The 1,467-nt window shown below is 67.0% G+C and carries 1 protein-coding gene; it reads right to left on the bottom strand.

Features of this window, described 5'->3' with window-relative positions; all coding sequences use genetic code 11:
- On the bottom strand, window positions 1-1,351 hold a 1,351-nt coding region (locus tag IVB32_RS21580), incomplete at its 3' end, for an MFS transporter (RefSeq protein WP_247411383.1).
- Window positions 1,352-1,467: the final 116 nt, after the last annotated feature.

The raw sequence follows: 1,467 nt of genomic DNA on the forward strand, positions 1-1,467 counted from the left end.
GCCCCAGCGCATCAAAATGCCCGCGCTTCTGCAACCAGGCCAGCAGCACCAGGCTCGGGATCGCCACCAGCATGCAGATCACGAAGAACAGCGGCCAGCCGGTGGTATCAGCCACGAAGCCGGCGCCTGACGAGAGATAGGTCCGCCCCACCGCGGCAAGCGCGGTGAGCAGCGCATATTGCGTCGCCGTGTGCAGCGGGTTCTGGCAGAGCGCCGAAAGATAGGCGACGAAGATCACCGTGCCGATGGCGCTGGTGAAGTTCTCACAGGTGATGGCGAAGGCGAGCGCCCATTGGCTGGTGCCGACGAAGGCCAGCCAGGAGAAGGAGAGGTTCGCGAGCGCCTGCACCACGCCGCCGATCCAGAGGCTGGTCGCAAGCGAATAGCGCCGCGCGACGAAGCCGCCGGCAAAGCCGCCGATCAGAGTCGCAGCAAGGCCCACGCCCTTCACGATCGCCGCATAGTCGTTGCGGGAGAAGCCGAGGTCGATCACGAACGGCGCGGTCATCGTGCCGGAAAAGGCATCGGTGAACTTGAACAGCACGACGAAGGCGAGTGCCGCAAGCGCGTCCTTGCGCGTCAGGAATTCCGAGAAGGCGCCGATTGCCGCGTGCAGCACGCGCGCGAGCGCGGTCTGCGTCTGCGTCGCGGCTTCCGCCCGCAATGACTGCTCGGGCTCGGTCGCGACCAGCGCCGTGATCGTCCCGATCAGGACCATCGCCGCCATCACCACATAGCCCCACATCCAGGCGGACGTGCGGGTGATGCCGGTGCTCTCGAAGCCGGAGACGATGAACAGCGCGCCGGCGGTCGAGACCAGCATGCCGATGCGATAGGCCGCGACATAGGACGCCATGCCGGCGGCCTGCTCGCTCTCCGGCAGGCTCTCGACGCGGAAGGCGTCGACCACGATGTCCTGCGTCGACGAGGCCGTCGCCACCAGCAATGCGCCGAGCGCGACGTAGAACGGCGAGCGCGCGGGATCGGTCAGCGCCAGCAGCAGGATCGCTGCGATCAGCAGCAATTGCGAGAACAGCAGCCAGCCGCGGCGCCGCCCGAAGGCGCGCGTGAACAGCGGCACATGCATCGCATCGACCAGCGGCGCCCAAAGGAATTTCAGCGTGTAGGGCGTGCCGACCAGCGCAAACAGCCCGATGGTCTTGAGATCGACGCCGGATTCCCGCATCCACACCAGCAGCGTCGAGCCCGACAGCGCCAGCGGCAGCCCGGACGAGAAACCGAGGAACAGCACGATCAGCACCCGCGGCTGCAGGTAAACGGCAAGGCTGTCACGCCAGGAGGTGGGGGCCGTGCCGGGGCCGGCAGGGGAGGTCGCGTCGGGTGCGGTCATGGGGTGGTGTTAGCAGATTCTGAGAGCCACAAGTGAGGTGTCGTCGCCCGGCTTGACCGGGCGACCCAGTATTCCAGAGGCCGGAGTTATGGAGGGCCCGCGATCTCCGCATAGAG

The organism is Bradyrhizobium sp. 23, from assembly GCF_023073295.1.
Classification (GTDB): Bacteria; Pseudomonadota; Alphaproteobacteria; order Rhizobiales; family Xanthobacteraceae; genus Bradyrhizobium; species Bradyrhizobium canariense_D.